Source organism: Streptomyces sp. NPDC102490 (genome assembly GCF_044765285.1).
Classification (GTDB): domain Bacteria; phylum Actinomycetota; class Actinomycetes; order Streptomycetales; family Streptomycetaceae; genus Streptomyces.
Window position 1 is genome coordinate 84,401 of sequence record NZ_JBIWJU010000013.1, and the last position, 22,781, is coordinate 107,181.

The window sequence follows — 22,781 nt, forward strand, 5'->3', positions numbered from 1 at the left end:
TCGTGACGCGTCCGCCCGAACTCCGTTATTCACTACCCAGAGTGAAGGCGTGTGGGACGAAAAGCCAGAGGAAGGCGGAAATCTTCGGACACGATATTGATTTGTGGCCGGATTTTGACTGCGGAGAGTGATAACGGAGTGGTTGGCTCCCCCGGGGTCAGTCTTCCGGCGCGCCCGCCACGGGGAACCGGGACTCGTTGCGCTCGATCTTCGCCTCCAGCGCGGCCAGCGGATCGACGCCGAGCACCTCGCAGAACTGGAGGAGATACGCCAGCACGTCGGCGACCTCGTCCCGCACCCGGGGGGCGGTGTCCGGGTCGGTCATGACGCGGGCCGACTGCTCGGGCGTCAACCACTGGAAGATTTCCAGGAGTTCGGAGGCCTCCACGCTCAGCGCGGCGGCCAGGTTCTTGGGGGTGTGGTACGGCTGCCAGTCGCGCGCGGCGGCGAACTCGGCCAGCCTGCGCCGCAGTGCCGCGAGGTCACGGGGATGATCGGTCACGGGTTCAGGTGTACCACCGTGACGCCGCCCGCCCCTCCCTCCCCCGCCTCCCCCGCCGTCCCGGCCGCCCCTGCCACCCACGACGCGTCGGCGACCGCTCCGACGAAGCGGATGTGCCCCCGGTCGCACATCCGCGCCGCCAGCCGGAGCAGTTCGGCGCGCTGGCGCACGTCCAGGCCGCGGTCGAAGCCGTCGGCGAGGACGGTGAGCGTCTGGAGCGCGGCGGGCACCTCGCCGGCCGGGTCGACCTCCAGCACCCCGGGCCCGGTGAACAGCACCAGGGCGAGGGCGAGGTAGCGCAGCTCGCCGTAGCCCAGGCGGGCCAGGCCGGTGCGGACGCCGTCGCCCCGGTCGAGGAGCGCGCGGACCACACCGCCGACGACCGGTTCGGCCAGGACGTCCTCGACGGGGCCCGCGCATCCGGTGCGCACCGCGGCGACGAACTGCGCGTGCCGCCGGCCGCACTCGGCGCGGGTGCGCCACAGCACGTCGGCGAGGTTGTCGCAGCCGCCGAGGAGGCGTCCGGAGCCGGTGGGCACGGGCTCCCGCATCCGGCCCGGCCTGGGGTCGCAGGCGAAGACGGAGCGCAGGGCGACCACCATCTGCTCGGCCGCCGCGAGCACCCTGCGCTGCCCGTCCGTCTTGCCGGCCACCCGCAGCGGCAGCAGCGGGGTGCCGAGCCGGTCGTCCGGCAGCGGGGCGCGGGTGACGGGCGCCGACCCGGCCGTGTGCCAGGCCGCCTGCACGGCACGGCGGCCGGGGTCGCGCAGCGCCGTCTCCAGGAGCACGACGCCGTCCACCGTCAGCCGCTCCCCCACGATGCGCAGCTCGGGCTCGGCCTGTACGGCGACGTCCAGGTGCACCGGCCCCTCGGCGCCGTCGGCCGTGCAGCCGATGCGGAAACCCCGGCGGTGCTGCGCGTCGGGCCGGGCCCGTTCGGGCACGCAGGCGGCCGGGTCCGGGAACACCGCGCCGAGTTCCGCGCCGCCGCCGAGCCGGGCCAGGGCGTCGTACGCCCTGAGCGCACTGGTCTTGCCGCTGCCGCTGGGCCCGGCGAGCACGGTGAGCGGCCCGAGCGTCAGCACGGCGCGCCGGTGCCCGGCGAAGGCGGACAGCCGCAGCTGGGTGACGCGGGGACGGCCGGGGAGCGGCGCGGCGGGCGCGGGCGCCCCCGGCGGGTCGGACGGCGCGGGTGACGCGGAGGACGCAGGTGACGCTGCCATATGCGGACCGTAGGGCCGCGCCGGACGGTGAACCGTTTTGCCCGGACGGCTTTCCTACGATCGGGGGACCGTCACTCTCCCGGGACCCCCACCGCGCTCTCCATCAGCCCGTTCACCTCGGTGCCCGCCGGGGTCAGCAGGAAGACGTTGCGGTCCACCCGGTGCATCCCGCTGGCCAGGCCGAAGACGACGCCGGTGCTGAAGTCCAGGACCCGCTTGGCGACCTCGCCCTCGGCGCTGGTGAGGTCCAGGAGCACCGGGATTCCCGCCATCAGCGTCTCGGCGACCTCGCGGGCGTCCGCGAACACATTGACCCTCAGGACGACGAAACGACGGCGGCGCTCCGTCTCCGCCTCCGGCATCGCCCGGTGACCGACCGCCGACGGCCAGGCGTCGCGCCCACGCAGCGGCACGACCTGGGCGAGCCCTTCCCACTGTTCATCGGTGACGTCGTGGCTGTTCACCGGCTCCCCCGTTCCACTCGCCTTCATTGCCTGCACCAGCCAATTCTTACGTCAAGTCACCCGTTCGGCCCAACAGCGACACGGTTGGCGACGCTCCGTGTCCGGTGATTGTCCGGCACCGGGCCGGGTACTCAGCGACGGCCGTCGTGCCCTCGCGGACCTCGCGGACGCCGCTGTCGCGCCGACGGCCGTACGCCGACCCGCGAAGGAGTGCCCATGGGTGCGCTGGATCTGCCCGAGCCCGTCACGCGCGAAGGGGCACCGCCGCCGGTCGACACCGCCTCGCTCCGGGCCGCGCTGAGCGAGCGGGTCGACGGTGAGGTCAGGTTCGACGCCGGGAGCCGGGCCGCCTACTCCACGGACGCGTCGAACTTCCGCCAGACACCCCTCGGCGTGGTCGTCCCCCGTACCCCGGAGGCCGGGGCCCGGGCGGTGGCCGTGGCGCGGGAGTTCGGCGCGCCCGTGCTGTCGCGCGGCGGCGGCACCAGCCTGGCCGGGCAGTGCACCAACGCGGGCCTGGTCCTCGACTGGTCGAAGTACTGCACCCGGATCGAGTCGGTGGACCCCGACGCCCGCACCTGCGTCGTCCAGCCCGGGATCGTGCTCGACGACCTGAACCGGCAGCTCGCGCCGCACGGGCTGCGCTACGGTCCCGAACCCGCCACCCACGCCAACTGCACCCTCGGCGGCATGATCGGCAACAACTCCTGCGGCGCCACCGCGCAGGCGCACGGCAAGGTCGTCGACAACATCGCCCGGCTGGAGGTGCTGCTCTACGACGGCACCCGCTTCTGGTGCGGCCGGACGGACGACGCGGAGTACGCCGAGATCGAACGGCAGGGCGATCTGCGGGCGACCGTCTACCGGCGGCTGCGCGCGCTGCGCGACACCTACGGGGACGAGATCCGCCGCCGGTTCCCGGACGTCCCGCGCCGGGTCTCCGGCTACAACCTGGACTCCCTGCTGCCGGAGCACGGTTTCGACGTGGCCGGTCTGCTGGTGGGCAGCGAGTCGACGCTGGTCACGGTATTGCGGGCGGAGCTGGAACTGGTACCGGTGGTGCAGGAACGCACCCTGCTGGTCCTGGGCTTCGACACCATCGACAAGGCCGCCGACGCGGTGCCCGACATCCTGCCGCACGACCCGATCGCGCTGGAGGGCGTCGACGCCCGGCTGGTCCGCGACGAGCGGATCAAGCACCTGAACCCGAAGGCACTGGCCCAGATGCCGGAGGGCAACGCCTACCTGATGGTGCAGTTCGGAGGGGACACCGTCGAGGAGGCGGACCGCCGGGCGAACCGGCTGCTGGCGGCCGTGCACCGCTTCGAGCACGACGCCGACTGCGCGTTCCTGGACGATCCGTCGCACGAGCAGGACCTGTGGCAGGTGCGCGAGGCCGGGCTGGGTGCCACCGCGCACATCCCGGGCAGGCCCGACACCTTCGAGGGCTGGGAGGACTCGGCGGTGGCGCCCGAACGCCTCGGCGACTACCTGCGCCGGCTGCGCGCGCTGTTCGACGAGTTCGGGTACCTGAGCGACACCGGCCCGAGCCTGTACGGCCACTTCGGGCAGGGGTGCGTGCACACCCGCATCCCGTTCGACCTCTACACCGCGGACGGGGTGGCGACGTACCGGAGATTCATGGAGCGGGCGGCCGACCTCGTCGTCGAGTTCGAGGGCTCGCTGTCCGGCGAGCACGGGGACGGGCAGAGCCGGGGCGAGTTGCTGTCCCGGATGTTCGGGGACCGGCTGGTCGAGGCGTTCGGGCGGCTGAAGGCGGTCTTCGACCCGCTCAACCGGATGAACCCGGGGAAGGTCGTCGCTCCGTACGGGCTGGACGAGAATCTCCGGCTGGGCGGTGACTGGGCCCCGTTCGAGCCCCGCGACCTGCGCTTCCGGTTCCCGCACGACGGGGGTTCGTTCGCGCAGGCGGCCAACCGCTGCGTCGGGGTGGGCAAGTGCCGGCAGCACACCAGCGACGGCACGGTGATGTGCCCGTCGTACCAGGTGACCCGCGAGGAGGAGCATTCGACGCGGGGCCGGGCCCGGCTGTTGTTCGAGATGCTGGACGGGCACGGGGACGGCGCGATCCGGGACGGCTGGCGTTCGGAGGCGGTCAAGGACGCCCTCGATCTGTGCCTGGCCTGCAAGGGCTGCAAGAAGGACTGTCCGGCGGACGTGGACATGGCCACGTACAAGGCGGAGTTCCTGTCCCACCACTACGAGGGCCGGCCGTGGCGCAGGCCGCGCTCGGACTGGTCGATGGGCTGGCTGCCGGCGCTCGCCCGGGTGGTGGGCCGCACCCGGCTGGGGCCGGTCGTCAACGCGCTCACCCACGCCCCGCTGCTGTCGAAGGCGGCGGTGCTGGTGGCGGGGGTGGCGGACCGGGAGGTGCCGCTGTTCGCGGAGCGGACCTTCGAGCAGTGGTTCGCGGACCACGAGCCGGAGGGCGACGGGCACCGCGGGTCGGTGCTGCTGTGGCCGGACACCTTCACCAACCACTTCCACCCGCACATCGGACGGGCGGCGGTACGGGTCCTGGAACACGCCGGGTGGCGGGTGGAGCTGCCGCACGAGCCGCTGTGCTGCGGGCTGACCTGGATCTCCACCGGACAGCTCGGCACGGCGCAGAAGGTCCTCGGCCGCACGGTGCGCGGCCTGGCCGGCCATGTGCGGGCGGGCGGCCTGGTCGTGGCGCTGGAGCCGAGCTGCACGGCCGTGTTCCGGGCCGACGCGGGGGAGCTGTTCCCCGGCGACCAGGACGTGCGGCGGCTGGCCGAGCAGACGGTGACGCTGTCGGAGCTGCTCACCGAGCACTCCCCCGGGTACCGGCCACCGCGAGTCCCGGACCGGTCCGCGCGGGCGCTGGCCCAGGTGCACTGCCACCAGCACGCGGTGCTCGGCTGGGAGGCCGACCAGGAACTGCTGCGCCGCGCCGGGGTGGACGCGGAGCGCCTGGACTCCGGCTGCTGCGGGCTGGCCGGCAACTTCGGCTTCGAACGCGGTCACCTGGACGTCAGCGAGGCGTGCGCGGAGCGGGTGCTGTTGCCGCGGCTGCGGGAGGAGGACGAGTCGACCGTCGTCCTCGCGGACGGCTTCAGCTGCCGCACCCAGATCCACGAGTTCGACAGCGGCGGCCACGAGGGCGTGCACCTGGCGGAACTGCTGGCCTCGGCCCTGCCGGGCACCGGGGCCGCTTCCGGGACGCCGGGCAGCGCGTACGGCACCGCGCCGGGCGCCCGTCCGGCCGCTCCCGGTCCCCGGGCCCGCGCCCTGGCCCTCGCGGGCACGGCGGCGGCCGCCGTGGGCACCGCGGCGGCGGCGACGGCACTGGCCCGGAGCCTGCGCCGCCGCTGAGCCCGGACACGACGGACGGTCACCCCGCGGGCGCGGGGCGACCGTCCGTCGTGGGCGTGGGGTCTAGGCTCGGGACGGGTTGTCCTGGCGGCTGGCCAGGGCCCAGATCACGAACACGTCGATCGCCATCATGATCACGGACCAGACGGGCGAGTACGGCAGGAACAGGAACTGGGCGATCAGGCTCAGCGAGGCGAGGACGATGCCCGCCACCCGCGCCCACGCCATGTCCTTGAGCAGTCCGAACCCGGTGACGAACACGAGGGCGCCCAGGATGACGTGGACGACCCCCCAGCCGGTCAGGCTCATCTCGTAGACGTAGGTGCCGATACGGGCGTACACGTCGTCCTCGGCGATGGCCGCGATGCCCTGGAGGACGGCGAGCGCGCCGTTCAGCAGCAGCAGTACGCCCGCGAAGACGACACCGCCGGTCACCCAGCCGCTGGTGCGGTCGCCCGAGCGCTGGGCCCAGGAGGCGTCGCCGCCGCGGGACGGCCGGCCGGGAGTGGGTTCGGCGTGCTGGCTCATGAGCGGAGTCCTTTCTGTGTCCCCCGTACGGGGCAGCTGCCCACCGGCGCCGACGGCACCGACAGGTCGTTCAGAGCCTGCGCGCAGCCGGGCCCCCCGGCCACGCGGGCCCGCCGTACGGGTGAATCGCGCACCGGGCGCGCACATGCGGGCGCCCGCCGCCTCACGTTGACTGAGGACACCCGCGCCCCCCGGCGACCGACGGAACGCGGGGCGAAAAAAGGAGGTCGTGTGACGAGTCGGCCGCTGCCCGGACGGGACCCGCTGTCCCGGCGGAGCCCACTCCCCCAGCGGGACCAGCTGCCCCGGCGCAGCCCGAAGTCCCGGCGGGACCCGCTGTCCCGGCGGAGCCCACTGACCCAGCGGGACCCACTGCCCCGGCAGGACCCGCTGTCCCGGCGGAGCCCGAACTCCCGGCGGGACCCGCTGTCCCGGCGGAGCCCGGGGTTCCGGCTTGGCGTGCTGTGTTGGAAGGAGCCGCTGTCCTGGCGGGGCACGCTGCCGCGGGGCGGGCCGCTCGGGCGGGTTTCGTGACCGCGTCGGTGGGCGCCGCTGCGGGGCGGGCGGAGCAGTCGCTGCGGCAGACGCTGCTCAGTCCGGGTTACCGGCGGCTGCTGGTGCTCTGCGTGCTGCTGGGCGTGCCCATCGCGCTGGCCTGCTTCTTCTTCGTCGGGCTCCAGCACGAGATGCAGCACTGGGTGTGGACCTCGCTGCCGAAGGCGGCCGGTTACGACACCCCGCCCTGGTGGTGGCCACTGCCCGCGCTGCTGCTTGCCGGGCTGATCCTGGCGCCGATCGTGACCCGGATGCCGGGCGGCGGCGGCCACCTCCCGGTGAACGGCCTGGGCGGGGCACCCGTCGGCCCCCGCGCGCTGCCCGGCGCGGTGCTGGCCGCGCTGGCCACACTGCCGCTCGGCGTGGTGCTGGGTCCCGAGGCCCCGCTCATGGCCGTCGGCAGCGGGCTCGCCCTGCTGGCGGTGCGGCGGGCGGGCGCGGGCGGCGACCAGCGGGCGAGCGCGATCCTCGCCACGGCCGGCTCCACCGCCGCGATCTCCACCATCCTCGGCGGTCCGGTGGCGGCGGCGGTCCTGCTCATCGAGGGGGCGGGACTGGCCGGCACCCGGCTGGTCGCGCTGCTGCTGCCCTGTCTGCTGGCCAGCGCGGCGGGTGCCCTGGTCTTCACCGGCTTCGGTCAGTGGACGGGCCTCGAGATCGGCGCGCTGGCCCTGCCCGACCTGCCGCCCCAGGCCGGTCCGGACGCGGGCGACTTCCTGTGGGGCCTGCCCACCGCCGCCCTGATCGCCGTACTGGTCACGCTGGGCCGTGAGCTGGGCCGCCGCACCGTCACCTGGACGCGGCACCGCACGGCCGCCCGCACCGTCGTGTGCGCCACCGCGGTCGGCGTCTGCGTCTCCGCGTACGCGCTGATCACCGGCCGCTCCCCGGCCGAGGCGGCGCTGTCCGGCCAGGCCGCCCTCGCCCAGCTCGCCGCGCACCCGCACGCCTGGTCCGTGGGGGCGCTGGTCGCGCTGGTCGTGTGCAAGGGGCTGGCCTGGGGCATCGCGCTGGGCGCGCTGCGCGGCGGCCCGATCTTCCCGTCGGTTCTGCTGGGCGCGGCGACGGCGCTGGCCTGCTCCGGGCTGCCCGGCTTCGGCGCGACCCCGGCCCTCGCCCTCGGCATCGCCGCCGCGGCGGCCGCGGTGACGGGACTGCCGCTGGCCGCCTCGGTCCTGACGGTGCTGCTGATGGGCCGGGACGCCCACGACCAGACACCGCTCATCGTCATGGCGTCGGTCGTCGCGTTCATCGTCGCCCAGCTGGTGCGGCGGACGGAGCCGGAGGCCGGCCAGGCGTCCGGCGGAGCGCCGAGCGGGGCGCCGACGACGGGAGCGGCGGGATGAGGGACCGCCGGACCTCACCCCCGGGCCGTAACCCGAGCCCCAGCCCGCGCCCGCACCCCCGTACCGGCTGGGACACCTTCCGGCCCTGGCTCGTACGGGTCGGGATCGCGGCCGCCGTGGTCGTGGCCTACTTCCTGCTCCCCCTCGACCACCTGGGCCCGCGGCGGCCGGTGCTGAGCTGGGTGCTGTTCGCCCTGCTGCTGACCGTCGTGGCCGTACTGCTGCTGCGGCAGATCCGGCACGTCCTCCTCGACCACCCCGACAGCCGGCCCGGGGTGGTCATCTCGCTGCTGATCGTCCTGTCCGTGCACGTCTTCTCGGCCACGTACTACGCCCTGGCCAAGTCGCCGGGCGAGTTCAGCGGACTGCACACCCGGATCGACGCCCTGTACTTCACCGTCGTGACGCTCGCCACCGTCGGGTACGGGGACATCACCCCGCGGGGCCAGGCGGCGCGAGTGGTGACCATCCTCCAGATCACATACAGCTTCGTCTTCCTCACCGCCGCCGCCACCGCGCTGACCACCCGCATGCGGAGCATGGTGGTCCGCCGGCCCGAACGGGGCGGCCGGTCCCACTGACGGCGGCGCGGCCCGGCCGAGGGCTTGAAGCTGCCGCGGCGTCACCTTCTAGCCTCGGTCGCACACTCGTGGAGGAGCCCCATGACACACGCGACCGACGGCACCCGGCGCATCGGCGAACTCGCGCGGGAGACCGGGCTGAGCATCCGCGCCCTGCGCTACTACGACCGGCTCGGCCTGCTCACCCCGTCCGCCCGCAGCGAGGGCGGCCACCGCTGCTACGACGCCGACGACGTCCGGCGCCTGCACCGCGTACTCGCGCTGCGCAGCTTCGGGCTCCCGCTGGCCGAGATCCGCGCGGTGCTGGACGCCGAGCCGGACCACGACCCGGCGGAGCTGATCCGGCGGCAGCTCGACGTCGTCGAGGAACGGCTGCGGCGGACCGCGGAGCTGCGGGCCCGGCTGCTCGGTGTGCTGGGCGCGCTGGACACCGCGGTGGACGGCTCGGCCGAGGCCTATCTGGAGGTGATCGAGGAGATGACGGCCATGGAGCGTCCCCTGACGCCGGAAGAGGTGGCCCGCATGAGCGACGCGCGGCGCCGCTGGGCCGAGTCGCTCGGCGAGGAGGAGCTGCGTGCCCTGCACCACAGGCGCGCGGAGATCTTCGCCACGATGGACGAGGACGAGCGGCGGCAGCTGACGGACCGGCGGCGCCGGGCGTTCGCGCAGCCCTGAGGCCTGTTCGGCGGTCCGGCGGGGTGCCCGCCGGGCCCGAGGCCCGCTTGTGCCCGCCCCCGTGGGAGCACTACTGTCGCCACGCCTTGGTGAACGGGAAATCCGGTGTGATGCCGGTGCGGCCCTCGCCACTGTGAATCGGGAAGTCCGGCTCCGGCCCTCGCGGGCAGCCACTGGATCGCTTGCGATCCGGGAAGGCGGAGCACGGGCGGTGGTACCCGTAAGCCAGGAGACCGGCCAAGGCGCGTCGTCCATCCACGAGGTGCTGGAGAGGGTCTGCTGAGCCATGCACATAGCCGAGGGCTTTCTGCCACCGGCGCACGCGATCGCCTGGGGTGTCGCGTCCGCGCCGTTCGTCGTCCACGGAGTCCGGTCACTCACCCGTGAGGTCAGGGAGCACCCGGAGAGCACGTTGCTCCTCGGCGCCTCCGGAGCCTTCACGTTCGTCCTGTCGGCCCTGAAACTGCCGTCCGTCACCGGAAGCTGCTCGCACCCCACCGGCACCGGCCTGGGCGCGATCCTGTTCCGGCCGCCGATCATGGCGGTCCTGGGCACCATCACCCTGCTCTTCCAGGCGCTGCTGCTCGCCCACGGCGGGCTGACCACGCTGGGCGCCAACGTCTTCTCGATGGCGATCGTGGGCCCCTGGGCCGGGTACGGCGTCTACCGGCTGCTGCGCCGCTTCGACGTGCCGCTGATGGTCACCGTGTTCTTCGGGGCGTTCGTCGCCGACCTGTCCACGTACTGCGTCACCAGCGTGCAGCTGGCGCTGGCCTTTCCGGACCCGAGCAGCGGGTTCCTGGGCGCGCTCGGCAAGTTCGGGTCCATCTTCGCCGTGACCCAGATCCCGCTGGCGGTGAGCGAGGGCCTGCTCACGGTGATCGTGATGCGGCTGCTCGTGCAGTCCAGCGAGGGCGAACTGACCCGGCTGGGCGTGCTGCTGACCCGTTCCGGCGAGCGGAAGCAGGAGGTGGCGGCCCGATGAGCCGCAACGCGAAGATCAACGCCCTGCTACTGCTCGCCGTGGCCGCGCTGGCGGTGCTGCCGCTGGTGCTGGGGCTCGGCGACCACAAGAAGGAGCCGTTCACCGGGGCCGACGCGGAGGCCGAGACGGCGATCACCGAGATCGAACCGGACTACGAGCCGTGGTTCTCCCCGCTGTACGAACCGCCGTCCGGGGAGGTCGAGTCGGCGCTGTTCGCCCTCCAGGCCGCGCTCGGCGCGGGCGTGCTGGCGTACTACTTCGGGCTGCGCCGGGGCCGGCGGCAGGGCGAGGAGCGGGCGTCGGCGGCTTCCGGGGCCGCGGCGGTACCGCGAGACACCCCCGAAGGGGACTGAGTGCTGCCGATCGACGCGGCGGCGCACGCCAGTCGCTGGCGGCGCCGCCATCCCGTGGACAAGGCGGTGCTCGGTCTCGGGCTGACCGTGCTCGCGATCTCGCTGCCGCCCTGGCCGGGTGCGGCCCTGGTGCTGGTGGCGGCGCTCACGGTGCTGCTCGGCCCGGCGGGGGTGCCCGGGCGCCGGCTGTGGCGGGCGTACCGGGTGCCGCTGGGCTTCTGCGTGACGGGGGCGCTGCCGCTGCTGGTGCAGGTCGGCGGCCCGGACGGGTTCCTGTCGGCGGCCGACGGCGGTGCGGTGCGCGCGGGTGAGCTGCTGCTGCGCACCTCGGCGGCCTCGCTCGGGGTGCTGCTGTTCGCGTTCACCACGCCGATGTCCGACCTGCTGCCGCGCCTGGTGCGGGCCGGGGTGCCCGCGCCGGTCGTGGACGTGGCGCTGGTGACGTACCGGATGAGTTTCCTGCTGCTGGACGCCGTACGGCGTATCCGGGAGGCGCAGGCCGCGCGGCTCGGGCACACCACCCGGACGGCGGCCTGGCGTTCGCTCGGCGGGCTGGGCGCCACCGCGTTCGTGCGGGCCTTCGACCGGGCGGCGCGGCTCCAGTCGGGGCTCGCCGGGCGCGGTTACGACGGCACCCTGCGCGTGCTGGTGCCCGAGGCCCGGGTCTCGGTGCCGTTCACGGCGGCGAGCGTCGCCCTGCTGGCGGCGCTGGCCTGCCTCACCCTCGTACTGGAAGGACCCCTGTCGTGAACGGACCGGCGCGGTCAGCACAACCGGCCCTGGTCGCCCTGCGGGGCGCGTCGTTCGGGTACGAGGAGGGCCCGGACGTGCTGGTGGGCCTGGACTTCGCGGTGCGCGAGGGGCGTGCGCTGGCGCTGCTCGGCCGCAACGGCAGCGGCAAGACGACGCTGATGCGGCTGCTCAGCGGCGGACTGCGGCCGCGCACGGGGTCGTTGACGCTCGGCGGGGAGCCGGTGACGTACGACCGCAAGGGTCTGACCCGGCTGCGGACCACGGTGCAGTTGGTGGTGCAGGACCCGGACGACCAGCTCTTCGCGGCCTCGGTCGGCCAGGACGTGTCCTTCGGTCCGCTGAACCTGGGGCTGCCCGACGCGGAGGTCAGGTCCCGGGTCGGGGAAGCGCTCGCCGCGCTGGACATCGCGGCGCTGGCCGACCGGCCCACGCATCTGCTGTCGTACGGGCAGCGCAAGCGCACCGCGATCGCCGGGGCGGTCGCGATGCGGCCCCGGGTGCTGATCCTCGACGAGCCGACCGCCGGTCTCGACCCGGACGGGCAGGAGCGGCTGCTGGCCACCCTGGACGGGCTACGCGCGGGCGGCACCACCGTGGTGATGGCCACCCACGACGTCGACCTCGCCCTGCGCTGGTCCGACGACGCCGCCCTGCTCACCCCGGACGGTGTGCGCACCGGCCCGACCGCCCCGACGCTGGCCCGCGCCGACCTGCTGCGGCAGGCCGGGCTGCGGCTCCCGTGGGGCGTCGCGGCGGCCGGACTGCTGCGGGCGCGGGGGCTGTTGCCCGACTCCGCCACCGGTCCGCGTACGGCGGAGGAGCTGGCGGCGCTGGCGGAGTGACGGGGCGCGGGCGGGGTGGCTCAGCCCCGGGACTGGCTCAGCCCTGGGACTGACCCTGCCTGGGAGGGGCTCAGCCCTGGGACTGGCTCAGCTCGGCGTCCTGGTCCCGGGCCGCGCTCGCCGCGGTGTCGTCCCCGGTGTTCTCGGCCGCCTGCCGGGCGCGGCGGCCGGGCAGGACGGCGAGGACGATCAGGGTGCCGGCCGCCATGATGATGCCGCCGACGAGGCTGGTCGTCGAGACGCCGTGGGCGAAGGCCTTGTGCACGGCGTCGGTGAGGGCCTGCGCCTGCTCGGGTCCGGCGGACGGGTTGCCGGCGAGGCGTTCGGCGACGGCCAGTCCACCGCCCACCGAGTCCTGGGCGGTGTCCAGCGCGGCGGCCGGGAGCCGGTCGCCCACCAGGCCGGCCAGTTCGTCCCGGTAGGCGGTGCCGAGCAGGGAGCCCAGGACGGCGATGCCGAGAGAGCCGCCGAGTTCCAGCGCGGTGTCGTTGGCGCCACCGCCGACGCCCAGTTCGCCCTCCGGGAAGGAGCCCATGATGGTGTCGGTGGCCGGGGAGACGCTGAGGCCGATGGCGAGGCCGAGCAGCAGCATGGGGGCGAGGAAGTCGGCGTAGGTGGAGCCCTGGTCGATCAGGACCAGCAGGAAGACACCGACGGTGCCGATCGCCATGCCGGAGCCGACCATGGCCCGCACGCCGAGCTTCGGGGTGAGCCGCCCGGTCACCGCGGCGCCGACGAACACGGCACCGGCCAGCGGCAGCAGCCGTACGCCGGTCTCCAGCGCGCCGTAGCCGAGCACGAACTGCAGGAACTGCGTGGCGTAGTAGATGGCGCCGTAGGTGCCGAAGAAGAAGAACAGCACCGCCAGCATCGAGCCGCTGAACGGCCGGAGCAGGAACCTGCGCACGTCCAGCATGGGGTGCGGGTGGCGCAGCTCCCAGGCCACGAAGGCGATCAGGCCGACCCCGGCGACGACGGCCGCGGCGATCGGTCCCGCGCCCCAGCCGAAGTGCGGGCCCTCGATGGTCGCGTAGACCAGGCTGCCGACGGAGACGATGGAGAGCAGCCCGCCGACGTAGTCGATGCGGCCCATGCCGGCCGCCCGGGACGGCGGTACGAGGACCAGCGCGCCGACCACGGCGAGGACCGCTATGGGGACGTTGACCAGGAAGGTCGAGCCCCAGGCGTGGTTCTCCAGGAGCCAGCCGGCGACCAGCGGCCCGACCGCGATGGCCAGTCCCGAGGTGGCGGTCCAGGCCGTGATGGCGCGGGCCCGCTCCCCCTTCGGGAAGACCGCGACCAGCAGGGACAGCGTGGCCGGCATGACGACTGCGGCGCCGACGCCCATGACCGCCCGGGCCGCGATGACCAGCCCCGTCTCGTGGACCAGGCTGCCCATCACCGAACCGCCCGCGAAGATCACCAGGCCGGTGACCAGGGCGCCGCGACGGCTGTACTTGTCGCCGATCGCGCCGAGCACCAGCATCAGCGCGGCGTACGGGACGGTGTAGCCGTCGATGACCCACTGCAAGTCGCTGCTGCTCAGACCCAGGTCGGCCGTCATGTCCGGGGCGGCCACGATCAGGGACGTGTTGGCCATGACGACGATCAGCAGGCTCAGGCAGAGCACCAGCAGAGCCCACCAGCGCCGGGGGTAGGGCCCGGGCATCTTCTCGACGGGGGTGGTGGCCAGTAGGGGCATGAGGGCTCCCGGAGACGAGCGGGGGCAAGTTAATTGCCCATAGATGAGCAGACAAGAGAAAGAGTAGTTTGTTGCCCACGCGCGTGCAAATAAGGCGCCCACCAACCGGGGGCGCCTACTGACCAAAAAAAAGGGGGGGTGGCCTACTCGGCCGGGAGGGATGTCGCCGGCTGCGCCGGACCCACGCTCTCGACCACGGCCCGTGCGGGCCCCTCCGGCACCCCGGCGGCCATGAGAAGCGCGGCGGCGGCCCGGGTGCCGTCGTCCTCCAGGGCTCCGGTGTTGACCTGCTCGAGGAGCGCCACGACCATCGCTTCGAGTCCCGCGCTCAGCACGGCGGGGGGCAGGTGGGCGGGGAAGACCCCGTCCCGCTGGCCGCGCTCCAGGATCGCGGTGACCTCGGCGCGCGCCGGGGCCAGGATCTCGGCCACCCGCTCCACGCCCAGATCGTGCCGGGCCAGCGCCAGCAGCATGCGGTAACGGTCGCCCACGGGCCACATCAGCAGCATGAAGTGCGCGAGCGCCCGGTCGGCCGGTTCGTCGGGTCCGGCCGCGTCGGCCATCGCGGTACGCAGCACCTCGGACGCCTCCTCGGCGAGGGCCTCCAGGAGCGCCGCGCGCCCCGGGAAGTGGCCGAAGAGGGTGCGCCGTACGACACCGGCGGCGCGGGCCAGCTCCTCCAGGGTGGTGTCCGGGTCCCGTCCCAGCTCCCGGCGGGCGGTGGCCAGGATGCGCGCCCGGTTCGACCGCGCGTTGCGGCGCTGCGGCTCACGGGCGACGGGCTTGGTCACGGGAACCTCGGGCGGGACGGTGCGGGGGGGGTGGGCGGCGGGAGCGTGGTCGTCCATTCTGGCACGGGGGGCGCGACGAGCAGGACACCGAGAACGCCACCGGGAAGAGCGGTCCCGCCGTCGGCCTCGCCCTGGCCGGATGCGGTGCCGGACCCGCCGGGACGGTGAACCCCTAGCTACGCCCGGCCGGGTCCGCGGCCCTGCTGCGCCGGACGGCCGCGACCGCGGCCAGGACCATCCCCACGGCCACGGTCAGCAGGCCGCGCAGCCACACCTGGGCCTCGATCTGCGTGGCGAGCGCGACGCAGGACGCGGCGCCCAGTACAGGGAGCACGGTCGGGGCGCGGAAGTGGTCCGCCTCGCCCGCGTCGCGCCGCAGGACGAGTACGGACGTGTTGACCATGAGGAAGACGATGAGCAGCAGCAGGACCAGGGTGGACGCCAGGGTGGCGACGCTGCCGGTGAGCGCGAGGAGCATCGCCAGCAGGGTCGTGACGGCGATCGCGACCCACGGGGTGCGGCGGCCGGGCAGCACCCTGGTCAGCGCGGCGGGCAGCAGCCCGTCCCGGGCCATCCCGTAGGCCAGGCGGGAGGACATGATGCCGGTGAGCAGCGCCCCGTTGGCCACGGCGACGAGGGCGATCGCGCTGAACAGCCGGGTCGGGACGCCCCCGGCCTCCTCGACGACCTCGAGGAGCGGCCCGCTCGACTCCGCCAGCCGGTCCGTCGGTACCGCGGCGGACGCGGCGAGGCCCACCAGCACGTACACGGCGCCCGCGGTGACGAGGGCGCCGAACAGGGCACGCGGGTAGGAGCGCCGCGGGTCGCGGGTCTCCTCGGCGACGTTCACCGAGGTCTCGAAGCCGACGAAGGAGTAGTACGCCAGCACGGAGCCGCTCAGGACGGCCGCCGCCGCGCCCTTCTCCGGCGTGCCGAGCTGCCCGAGGCGGCCCAGGTCGCCGTCGCCGCGCAGCAGCAGCCAGGCGCCGAGGACGACGATGACGAGGAGGCCGCCGACCTCCACGACGGTGGCGACGACGTTGGCGCGGGTCGACTCCTTGATCCCCCGGGCGTTGACCAGGGCGAGCAGGGCGAGGAACAGCACGGCGACCAGCCCGACCGGCAGCGTCACGAAGGCGGACAGGTAGTCGCCCCCGAAGCCGCGGGCCAGCGCGGCCACGGAGACGATGCCGGCGGCGAGCATGCAGAAGCCGGCGACGAATCCGGCGAACGGTCCGAAGGCGCGGGTGGCGTAGTGGGAGGCGCCGCCCGCCCGCGGGTACTTCGTGGCCAGCTCGGCGTAGGAGGCGGCGGTCAGCATCGCCAGCAGCAGCGCGACGGCCAGCGGCACCCACACCGCTCCCCCGGCGTCGGCGGCCACCTGCCCGACCAGCACGTAGACGCCCGCGCCGAGCACGTCGCCCAGGATGAAGAAGTACAGCAGCGGGGTGGTCAGCGCCCGCTTGAGCGCCGGGGTGTCCGGGGTGTCCGCCGACTGGGGTGTTCCGAGTCTCGCCATGCCGCCTCAGGTTTCCCGCCGGGCGGAAATCACGCCCTGACCTCCCCCTCCACGCGCACGGAGGACTCGTCGCTCACTCCGACACCCACACGCCCGCGCGCGCGGCGGTGCCCACCGCGCGTGCCGCCCGGTCGGCGTCGGCCTCGGTGAGGGGCCGGCCGGTGTTGAGCAGCGCGTAGTAGAGCGGGGCGGAGACGGCCGCCACGACGCCGTGCGGATCGGTGCCGTCCGGGACTTCGCCCCGCGCGACGGCGTCCCGCACGCAGCCGGCCCATTCGTCGACGCGTACGGCGTAGAAGCGGTGCAGGGCTTCGGCGGCCTGCTCGTTGCAGAGGGAGGCCGCGATCAGCGCCTTGAAGAGGCGTCCTTGCCGCGGGTCGGTGAGCGTCTTGACGACGAGGCGCGCGTTCGCCCGGAGGTCCTCCTCCAGGGTGCCGGTGTCGGCACGGGGCAGCGACTGGTCCGCCATGTCGGCCAGGAGGTCGGCGGCGAGACCCCCGGGGCTCCCCCAGCGGCGGTAGACCGTCGTCTTGCCGACCCCCGCGCGGCGCGCGACCTCCCCCAGGTCCAGCGCGTCGAAGCCGTCGGCGGCGAGCGTGTCGCCCGCCACGCGGAGGACGGCCTCGCGGATACGGGCGGTGCGGCCTCCGGGGCGCTGGGTCCCGGGGGCGGCGGTGTCCGGCATGACGGCTCCCTCTCGTCTGTCCCGACTGCGAAGACCCACCTTATCGGAACCGCAGTTCCCTTACCGCCCCCACCGTGCTACCTTCCGAGCCGTAACGGAACCACAGACCCGTTAGCGACTCGTCAGCAGATCCGTAAGTGACTCCGAGGGGAACGCCATGTCCATGACAGAAGATGCGCCGCGGTCGACCGCACGTCCGGGCCCGGCCTCCGGCCCGCCCGGCGCCGAGACCGATCCGCAGCGGCTGACCGGCCGTTCGAAACTGCTCCTGACGGTCCTGCTGGTCGCCCAGTTCATGCTGGCCGTCGACTTCTCGATCCTGAACGTCGCACTGCCCGCGATCGGCGACGGACTCGGCTTCTCCCTCGCCGACCTGCAATGGGTGGCCACCTCGTTCGCCCTGTCGGCCGCGGGCTTCACCCTCTTCTTCGGCCGCATCGGCGACCTGATCGGCCGCAAGAAGATCTTCATCGGCAGTCTCGCCCTGCTGGGTCTGGCCTCCCTGCTCGGCGGCCTCGCCACCAGCCCCGAGGCCCTGCTCGCCGCCCGGGTCGCCCAGGGCCTGGCCACCGCCGCCGCCACCCCGGCAGGTCTGTCCCTGCTGACGACCTCGTTCCCCGAAGGCCCCCTGCGGCAGAAGGCGCTCGGCATCAACGGGGCGCTGATGTCGGCCGGTTTCACGACCGGCGCGATCCTCGGCGGCGTCCTGGCCGACCTGCTCTCCTGGCGCTGGGCGTTCCTGGTCAACGTGCCCGTCGCGCTCGCCGTCGTGCTCGTCGGCCCGGCCGTCATCAAGGAGTCCCGGCCCGCCACCCGCCCCCGCCTCGACCTGCCCGGCGCGCTCACCGTCACCCTCGGCCTGCTCGGTCTCGTCTACGGCATGACCCAGGCCGGAGAGCACGGCTGGACCCACCCGCACGCCCTCGGCGGGCTGGCCGCAGGCGTGCTCCTCCTGGCCGCGTTCGTCCTGATCGAGCGCGCGGTGGCCGCGCCGCTGGTACCGCTCGCCACGCTCGGACGCCGCACCGTGGCCTGGGGCAACCTGCTGGGCCTGCTCGCCTTCCTCACCGAGACCTCGCTGGTCTACCTGCTCACCCTGTACCTCCAGAAGACCCTGGGCTTCTCCCCCCTGGCGGCCGGCGTCTCCTTCGGCGTCCTCGGCGCGGGCACCGTCGTCGGCGGCCTGCTCGCCCCCCGCCTGCTCGCCAGAACGTCCACCGTGACCGTGCTCGTCGGCGGCGGTCTCGTCCAGGCGGCCTTCACCGCGGCGCTGCTCTTCCTCGGCACGACCACCGGCGCGTCCCTCGCCCTGCTACTGCCCGCCACCTTCTTCGGCGGGGTCGGCAACATGCTCGTCATCGTCGGTTTCATGGTCACGGCCACCAGCGGGCTGCCGGACGCGGAACAGGGCCTGGCCACCGGGCTGGCCTCGATGTCCCAGCAGGTCGGCATCACCATGGGAACGCCCATCATGTCCGCCGTGGTCACCGCCGGCACCGCGGGCGCCGCCACGGCCGGCGCCGTCCACCACGGGGTCACGACCGCCATCGCGGTCAACGCGGCCCTGGTCCTCCTCGGAGTCGCGGTCGCCGCGCTCTTCCTGCGGACGCGCGCCGACCGGGCCTAGCCGAGGGACGCGCACTCCGCCCACACCGTCTTGCCCGGCCCCCCGGGCCGCGGGTGCCACCCCCAGCGCTCGGCGAGCGCGGCGACCAGAAGCAACCCCCGGCCGCCGGTGTCCTCGTCGTCGGGAGCCCGCGTCTCCTCCGGCTGCGGCGGCATGCGCTCGCCACGGCTGCCGCTGACCTCGATCCGCACGGTGCCGCAGGGCGCGGTCCTGTGCAGGAGCAGGTGGAAGTCCCGGCCGGGGACGTGACCGTGCCGCACGGCGTTCGCGGTCAACTCGCCGAGCACGAGCACGATCTCCTCGTGCGCACGGGTGCCGTACGGGACGCCCCAGGCGTCCAGCCGGTGCGCGGCCAGTCGGCGCGCGAGGCGGGCGCCGCGCGGGGTGGAGGTGAAGCGCATCTCGAACGTGCGCCCCAAGGTGCCGTCGGCGAGGACGGGTTGGTTCGTCATGCCGACAACGGTGACGCCGGTCGCGTAGCGTGACCAGTGGTGACGCACCGACGCGGCCCGCTGTACGCGCGGTGTCGGTACGGGTACGAGGCGCGCGGCGTGACGGGCCCGCGTGCGGGGCGTTGGGGCAGGGAGGCGGTGGGGAATGAGCGAGGGTGCGGACACGTCGGGGCAGCCGGTGGTCGTCGCGTTCGGGCAGACGATGAAGACGCTGCGGGTGCGGGCGGGCCTGGAACGCGAGGAGTTCGGGCGGCGGATCGGCTACTCGGCGGCCACGGTCGCGTCGTACGAACAGGGACGGCGCATTCCGTCGCCCAGGACCATCGAGCGGGCGGACGAGGTCCTGGACGCGGGCGGGTTGCTGACGGTGTGGAAGGAGCAGGTGGAGCGGGCGCAGTATCCGGTGTTCTTCCAGGGGATGGCGACGCTGGAGAAGGAGGCCATCGAACTGCTCGCGTACGACACTCTGTTGGTCAAGGGCCTGCTACAAACCGAGGACTACATGAGGGCGGTGCTCGCCATGCGGCGACCGCCTCTGAACCAGGAGACGATCGAACAACGGGTGGTGGCACGCCTCGCTCGGCAGGGCATCTTCGATCGCCAGCCCGCACCACTGCTGAGCTTCGTGATGGACGAGTCGGTGGTACGGCGTCCGCTTGGCGGGAAGGGCATCCAACGCGGGCAACTTGAGCATCTGCTGCTGGCGGGTCAGCGGCGCAACGTGGAGATTCAGATCATGCCGCTCGCAGCTGAGGAAAGCGCCGGCGTGGACGGGCCGTTCACTGTCGTCACCCGAGATGACGGCAGGAAGTTCGCCTATACGGAGGCGCAGGGAACCAGCACCCTCCAGACCGACCCTCAACAGGCGGCGATCGCAGCCGCCCGCTATGGGATCATCCGATCACAGGCTCTTACTCCGCGAGAGTCACTGGGGTTCATCGAGAGGTTGCTGGGAGAGCTATGAACACCGCTGAGTCCTCGGCTTTCGTGTCCGGCCTCATCTGGGTCAAGAGCAGCTACAGCGGAGCCGAAGGCGGCGACTGCGTCGAGGTCGCCTGGATCAAGAGCAGCTACAGCGGAACCGAAGGCGGCCAGTGCCTTGAAATAGCCGCGGGCACGCAAGCCGTACTCGTCCGGGACTCCAAGGCCGTGCCCGGCCCCGTCATCCGCGTGTCGCGCGAGGCGTGGGCGGGGTTCCTCGGGCGCTGAGGCCGCGCAGCCGCTCGTTGCGCTGCTCCAGGGCCCCGGCCGTGGTCGGGAACAGGGTGCCGCCGCCCTCGCCGACCCGGTCCTGGGTCTGGGTCACGAAGTCCCGCGTGGCGTGCTCGTAGGCGGCGAAGCCCTCGGCGTGGTCCCGGTCGGCCAGCGCACCGGCGAGGTGGTACGCGCCGATGAGGGCGAGGCTGGTGCCCTGGCCGGTGAGGAACGAGGGCGCGTGCGCGGCGTCGCCCAGCAGGGCGACCCGGCCCTGGGACCAGCGGGGCATGCGGATCTGGCCGACCGCGTCGAAGAACACGTCGTCCGCGTCGTGGAGGGCGGCCAGGATGCCCGGCACCTCCCACCCGGCGTCGGCGAAGGCCGCGTCGAGCAGGGCGCGTTGGGCCCGCGGGTCCCGGAAGGCGTCGGAGGGCGGGTCGGGCCGGGCGAAGGTGAGGAAGGCGTGCACCTCGTCCTCGTCCCCCACGGCGTAGAGGGCGGCCGCCCTTCCGGGGGTGTTCCACATGACCGTCTCGTGGGAGAGGCCGAGGGCGTTGCGCAGGGTGAACACGGCGAAGCAGTAACCCAGATAGCGGTGGAACCGCTCCTCGGGGCCGAACAGCAGCTCCCGGGTGTGCGAGTGCATGCCGTCCGCGCCGAAGACCAGGTCGAACCGGCGGCTGCCGCCGCCGCGGAAGGTGACGTCGACGCCGTGCTCGGACTGGTCGAGGGTGTCGATGGAGTCGTTGAACAGGAACTCCACGTCGTCCCGGACGGCCGCGTACAGCGCGTCGGTCAGATCGCCGCGCCGTATCTCCAGGTCCCGTCCCGTGGCACCGCCGGTCACGGCGTGCGGGTGGAGCGAGGCCACCTCGCTGCCGTCCCCGTGCAGGAAGGTGAGCCGGCGCAGGTCGATGTGGGCGTCCCGCAGCCGCGGCAGGAGCCCCATCTCCTCCACCACGTCGAGCGCGGCGCCGCGCACGTCGATGGGGTAGCCGCCGCGGCGGAGGGTGCCGGCCTTCTCCACCACGGTGACCTCGTAGCCGTGGCGGTTGAGCCAGAAGGCCAGGGCGGGTCCGGCGATGCTGGCCCCGGAGATCAGGACGGTGCGCCTCGGTGCGGTGCGGGTCATGCGGTGACTCCCTTGCTCATGGTGCGGGTGACGAACAGGGCCAGCGACACGACGACGCCGGCGACGACGAAGCCGGTGACGTAGGCCGATTCGGCCGCGACCTCCGACCCCGCAGGGGTTCCGGCGGTGAGGAGCGCACCGCCGAGCTGCCCGCCGACGGCGGAGCCGAGCACGCGGCTCACCAGGATCAGGCTGGTGGCGATGCCGGTGTCCTTCCGGTCGACGGCGGTGGCGGTGCTGGTCATCATCGCGGTGACGCACAGGCCGTTGGCCAGCGCGATCAGCACCTTGCCGACGACGAGGTGCCAGACCTCGGTGTGGACGGCCGCCACGGCGAGCAGGCCGACGGTCATCAGGACGACGCCGGTGGTGACCACGGCGCGCGAGCCGAACCGCCGGTCCCCGATCCCGCCGAGCGGCCCGGCCAGCGTCGCGGCGAGGGCGCCGGGCAGCAGGAAGAAGCCGATCTCGGTGGCGTCGGCCCGGAATCCGTAGCCGTCGCCGCGCTCGTCGAGCAGTTGCGGGATCAGATAGACCGCCATCGTGCTGCCGAGGCAGATCACGAAGGTCAGCACGCACGCCTTCCAGATCGCGGGCCGGGCCAGCATCCGCAGGTCGATCATCGGTGCGGCGGCGCGCCGTTCGACCCTCACCCATCCGGTGACGAGGGCGGCCAGCAGCACGACGAGGGCGAGGAGCGCGAGCGGTTGCGAGGCGGCTTCGGGCGCCAGCGCGAGGACGAGCATGAGGGTGACCAGCATCCCGCTCAGGAGCAGCAGGCCGGGCCAGTCGATCCCGGCACCGTCCGCCCGGCCGGGCACGTCGCCGGGCATCAGCCTGTTCACCAGGAGGGTGGCCCCGCCGACCGCGATCGTCGGCAGGGCGAACATCCAGTGCCGGGAGAGCTGTTCGGCCACCGGACCGGCCGACAGCATGCCGACCATCGACCCGCCGACGAAAAGTCCGCTCACCACGCCGATGGCCACCTTGGACTCCCCGGCGGGGAGGTGCTTGCGGACCACGATGAACGACAGGGGCAGCGCGCCCACCATCGCTCCCTGCAACACCTGCCCGAGCAGCAGCACGGGCAGGTTCGGCGCCAAGGCGGACACCGTGCCGCCGACCGAGACCACGGCCATCAGCCGGATCAGCACCTTCTTCCCGCCGTAGCGGTCCCCGAACTTGCCCGCCAGCGGGGTGATGAGGGCGCCGGTGATCAGGAGGACGATGCTGAGCAACGCCCCCTCGGACTGGCTCATGTCCAGTTCGCGTTCCAGGAGCGGGATCGTCGGTGTCACCACCGATTCCAGGGCACCGGTGGACAGCGCCAGTAAGCCGAGCGCCCCGACAGCGGCCTTCCCGATGGGGACCGGTGGAGCCAGGGTTGTCGTCATGAACGTCCCTCACTTCATGGGCCGCCCGTGGGAAGGCACCGACACGGTTTCGGCGGTGCCTGGCGGCGAGGTGCAGAGTGAGGGGACGGCCGGGTACCGGGCGTCATACCCGGGAGCC

Annotated in this window: 22 protein-coding genes and 1 riboswitch; of the genes, 11 read left to right on the top strand and 11 right to left on the bottom strand. The window is 73.6% G+C overall.

All coding sequences use genetic code 11. From position 1 onward, the window contains the following. Nucleotides 1-157 precede the first annotated feature (157 nt). The 3 genes from ACIRGB_RS28320 to ACIRGB_RS28330 form a co-directional block, all read right to left on the bottom strand. On the bottom strand, nucleotides 158-502 hold the full coding sequence (locus ACIRGB_RS28320; RefSeq protein WP_403870890.1) for a nucleotide pyrophosphohydrolase: 345 nt from the start codon (nucleotides 500-502) through the stop codon (nucleotides 158-160). Next, nucleotides 499-1,725 (bottom strand): ATP-binding protein, encoded by a 1,227-nt coding sequence (locus ACIRGB_RS28325; RefSeq protein WP_403870893.1) that lies wholly within the window; start codon nucleotides 1,723-1,725, stop codon nucleotides 499-501. Before ACIRGB_RS28325 ends, ACIRGB_RS28320 begins: the two co-directional genes overlap by 4 nt. Nucleotides 1,726-1,796: 71 nt before the next feature. Beyond that, complete coding sequence (locus ACIRGB_RS28330) at nucleotides 1,797-2,189, bottom strand: cell division protein SepF (protein WP_398913800.1); 393 nt, start codon at nucleotides 2,187-2,189, stop codon at nucleotides 1,797-1,799. Between the two features lie 216 nt (nucleotides 2,190-2,405). Here ACIRGB_RS28330 and ACIRGB_RS28335 point away from each other — a divergent pair, with 216 nt between their 5' ends. Next, complete coding sequence (locus ACIRGB_RS28335) at nucleotides 2,406-5,546, top strand: FAD-binding and (Fe-S)-binding domain-containing protein (RefSeq protein WP_403870897.1); 3,141 nt, start codon at nucleotides 2,406-2,408, stop codon at nucleotides 5,544-5,546. Between the two features lie 63 nt (nucleotides 5,547-5,609). Here ACIRGB_RS28335 and ACIRGB_RS28340 read toward each other — a convergent pair whose 3' ends face one another. After that, nucleotides 5,610-6,074, bottom strand: coding sequence for a hypothetical protein (locus tag ACIRGB_RS28340; protein WP_403870899.1), 465 nt, complete (start codon nucleotides 6,072-6,074; stop codon nucleotides 5,610-5,612). Nucleotides 6,075-6,604: 530 nt separating this feature from the next. Here ACIRGB_RS28340 and ACIRGB_RS28345 point away from each other — a divergent pair. The 7 genes from ACIRGB_RS28345 (at nucleotide 6,605) to ACIRGB_RS28375 (ending at nucleotide 12,164) form a co-directional block, all read left to right on the top strand. Continuing rightward, nucleotides 6,605-7,975, top strand: coding sequence for a chloride channel protein (locus ACIRGB_RS28345; RefSeq protein ID WP_403870902.1), 1,371 nt, complete (start codon nucleotides 6,605-6,607; stop codon nucleotides 7,973-7,975). After that, entirely contained in the window at nucleotides 7,972-8,556 is a 585-nt protein-coding gene (locus tag ACIRGB_RS28350; RefSeq protein WP_403870905.1) for a potassium channel family protein, read from the top strand. Before ACIRGB_RS28345 ends, ACIRGB_RS28350 begins: the two co-directional genes overlap by 4 nt. An 81-nt stretch (nucleotides 8,557-8,637) precedes the next feature. Continuing rightward, entirely contained in the window at nucleotides 8,638-9,231 is a 594-nt protein-coding gene (locus ACIRGB_RS28355; RefSeq protein ID WP_403870907.1) for a MerR family transcriptional regulator, read from the top strand. Nucleotides 9,232-9,301: 70 nt separating this feature from the next. Beyond that, nucleotides 9,302-9,488, top strand: a riboswitch (cobalamin riboswitch). Between the two features lie 29 nt (nucleotides 9,489-9,517). Continuing rightward, on the top strand, nucleotides 9,518-10,216 hold the full coding sequence (locus ACIRGB_RS28360; protein ID WP_403870910.1) for an energy-coupling factor ABC transporter permease: 699 nt from the start codon (nucleotides 9,518-9,520) through the stop codon (nucleotides 10,214-10,216). Continuing rightward, the gene (locus ACIRGB_RS28365) at nucleotides 10,213-10,569 is read left to right on the top strand and encodes an energy-coupling factor ABC transporter substrate-binding protein (RefSeq protein ID WP_403870913.1); all 357 of its coding nucleotides are present in this window, start codon (nucleotides 10,213-10,215) and stop codon (nucleotides 10,567-10,569) included. Before ACIRGB_RS28360 ends, ACIRGB_RS28365 begins: the two co-directional genes overlap by 4 nt. Then, nucleotides 10,570-11,319, top strand: coding sequence for a cobalt ECF transporter T component CbiQ (cbiQ, locus tag ACIRGB_RS28370; protein ID WP_403870916.1), 750 nt, complete (start codon nucleotides 10,570-10,572; stop codon nucleotides 11,317-11,319). Then, the gene (locus tag ACIRGB_RS28375; RefSeq protein ID WP_403870919.1) at nucleotides 11,316-12,164 is read left to right on the top strand and encodes an ATP-binding cassette domain-containing protein; all 849 of its coding nucleotides are present in this window, start codon (nucleotides 11,316-11,318) and stop codon (nucleotides 12,162-12,164) included. Before cbiQ ends, ACIRGB_RS28375 begins: the two co-directional genes overlap by 4 nt. A 70-nt stretch (nucleotides 12,165-12,234) precedes the next feature. On the opposite strand, the gene ACIRGB_RS28380 is transcribed toward ACIRGB_RS28375, so the two are convergent. From ACIRGB_RS28380 to ACIRGB_RS28395, 4 genes are all read right to left on the bottom strand, one after another. After that, nucleotides 12,235-13,866 (bottom strand): MFS transporter, encoded by a 1,632-nt coding sequence (locus ACIRGB_RS28380; protein WP_403870922.1) that lies wholly within the window; start codon nucleotides 13,864-13,866, stop codon nucleotides 12,235-12,237. 143 nt (nucleotides 13,867-14,009) lie between these two features. Beyond that, nucleotides 14,010-14,657 (bottom strand): TetR/AcrR family transcriptional regulator, encoded by a 648-nt coding sequence (locus tag ACIRGB_RS28385; RefSeq protein ID WP_403870925.1) that lies wholly within the window; start codon nucleotides 14,655-14,657, stop codon nucleotides 14,010-14,012. A gap of 172 nt (nucleotides 14,658-14,829) precedes the next feature. Continuing rightward, the gene (locus ACIRGB_RS28390; RefSeq protein WP_403870927.1) at nucleotides 14,830-16,176 is read right to left on the bottom strand and encodes an APC family permease; all 1,347 of its coding nucleotides are present in this window, start codon (nucleotides 16,174-16,176) and stop codon (nucleotides 14,830-14,832) included. 73 nt (nucleotides 16,177-16,249) lie between these two features. Further along, nucleotides 16,250-16,861: a TetR/AcrR family transcriptional regulator gene (locus ACIRGB_RS28395; RefSeq protein WP_403870930.1), complete on the bottom strand. Its 612-nt coding sequence runs from the start codon at nucleotides 16,859-16,861 to the stop codon at nucleotides 16,250-16,252. Between the two features lie 163 nt (nucleotides 16,862-17,024). On the opposite strand from ACIRGB_RS28395, the gene ACIRGB_RS28400 reads away from it, so the two are divergent. Continuing rightward, nucleotides 17,025-18,488: an MFS transporter gene (locus tag ACIRGB_RS28400; protein ID WP_403871381.1), complete on the top strand. Its 1,464-nt coding sequence runs from the start codon at nucleotides 17,025-17,027 to the stop codon at nucleotides 18,486-18,488. Here ACIRGB_RS28400 and ACIRGB_RS28405 read toward each other — a convergent pair. Beyond that, complete coding sequence (locus tag ACIRGB_RS28405; protein ID WP_403870932.1) at nucleotides 18,485-18,940, bottom strand: ATP-binding protein; 456 nt, start codon at nucleotides 18,938-18,940, stop codon at nucleotides 18,485-18,487. The genes ACIRGB_RS28400 and ACIRGB_RS28405 overlap by 4 nt on opposite strands. A 145-nt stretch (nucleotides 18,941-19,085) precedes the next feature. Between ACIRGB_RS28405 and ACIRGB_RS28410 the strand changes: the two genes are divergently transcribed. Next, complete coding sequence (locus tag ACIRGB_RS28410) at nucleotides 19,086-19,904, top strand: helix-turn-helix domain-containing protein (protein ID WP_403870935.1); 819 nt, start codon at nucleotides 19,086-19,088, stop codon at nucleotides 19,902-19,904. Beyond that, the gene (locus tag ACIRGB_RS28415; RefSeq protein WP_403870938.1) at nucleotides 19,901-20,149 is read left to right on the top strand and encodes a DUF397 domain-containing protein; all 249 of its coding nucleotides are present in this window, start codon (nucleotides 19,901-19,903) and stop codon (nucleotides 20,147-20,149) included. The genes ACIRGB_RS28410 and ACIRGB_RS28415 overlap by 4 nt, the downstream gene beginning before the upstream one ends. Here the strand turns inward: ACIRGB_RS28415 and ACIRGB_RS28420 are convergent. Together ACIRGB_RS28420 and ACIRGB_RS28425 are read right to left on the bottom strand one after the other, a co-directional pair. Further along, complete coding sequence (locus ACIRGB_RS28420; RefSeq protein ID WP_403870941.1) at nucleotides 20,103-21,269, bottom strand: FAD-dependent monooxygenase; 1,167 nt, start codon at nucleotides 21,267-21,269, stop codon at nucleotides 20,103-20,105. The two genes, ACIRGB_RS28415 and ACIRGB_RS28420, sit on opposite strands and share 47 nt — an antisense overlap. Next, nucleotides 21,266-22,663, bottom strand: a complete 1,398-nt coding sequence (locus tag ACIRGB_RS28425) for an MFS transporter (RefSeq protein WP_403870944.1) — start codon at nucleotides 22,661-22,663, stop codon at nucleotides 21,266-21,268. Before ACIRGB_RS28425 ends, ACIRGB_RS28420 begins: the two co-directional genes overlap by 4 nt. Nucleotides 22,664-22,781 lie beyond the last annotated feature (118 nt).